1 protein-coding gene is annotated in these 1,076 nt (G+C 24.7%); it reads right to left on the reverse strand.

What is annotated here, in order from left to right; translation table 4 throughout:
* Positions 1-369: 369 nt before the first annotated feature.
* The coding region (locus tag N9R85_RS03835; RefSeq protein WP_262858660.1) for a hypothetical protein at positions 370-1,076 on the reverse strand (707 nt) is incomplete at its 5' end.

Consider the following 1,076-nt stretch of genomic DNA (forward strand, 5'->3'; position numbering starts at 1 on the left):
TTTAATAACACAAAAACTTATTATAAATAGGCGAATTGAAATAAAGCGGCCGAATTGTGGTAAAATAACTATGTAAGACTAGGTCGGGATAGCATAAGGTGCTCCGGCTATTTTTTATTTTCTTGTGTTATTTAATATTATTTAGTAAATACGTACTTTTATTAGATTTAAGTATAAATTACATTATTTTTTAGAGTTTTTAACATTAAATTATAATTTAAAAGTTTATTATATTTAAATGTTGGATTTAAAACAGCGTTTAAATCGCTTGTATTGTAAAAATTATGTATTTTATTAATAATTAATTATTTATAATATAAACAATGTCTTAAAACGCAATTTTTAAATAAAAAAGCACTAACTAGTGCTTTAATTATCTGAATTTTCTTCGTTAGGTTTTAATCATAGTCCATTAAAATGATTACCATCAACATCTTTGGCTATAATATCATAACTAAATAATAAGTTTTTGTCTGTTTTACCTTCTATTTTTACAATAGAATTTTCTAAAAAGTTTTTAAGTTTGGTTTTAGCACTTAACATTTTAGCGTCATCGCTTGCGTTATTTTCTATTGTTTCGATTTTACCAAAAATTGGTTGGTAAAACTCTTCAAATAAGGCTTGTTTGAATTTTTTATCACTAGAACTTACAGGTTTATCTTCTAATAATGTATCAAAACCGTTTTTATCATCACCATCACTTAAAATATAACTAAAAGGCATTACGAATTTGTTGTATAGGTTTAAGGCAAAGGTGTAGAATTGACGTTGATTTGACGCTTGAAAGTGATTTTTTCTAACTAATTCTTGTGATTCTTTTCACTCATCATAAAAAAAGTGTGTAGTACCAAACTCATCAATGTAGTTTAAATAAATTGAAGGATCTAAAATTTCACCTATTGAGCCTTTCAAGTTTTTAATAATATCTTTAATACCATTATCATAATGATATTTTTTGTAAAATTCTTGTAGCTGTGTATTTGAATTATCTTCAAACTGTTCTAGGAATGGTTTTTCTTTATCTTTTTTTAGTAATGAAAGGGCTATTTTAAAGTGTATGTAGTCTCTTAAAACTT

This window comes from Mycoplasma sp. CSL7503-lung (genome assembly GCF_025515455.1).
GTDB lineage: Bacteria > Bacillota_I > Bacilli_A > Mycoplasmatales > Metamycoplasmataceae > Mycoplasmopsis.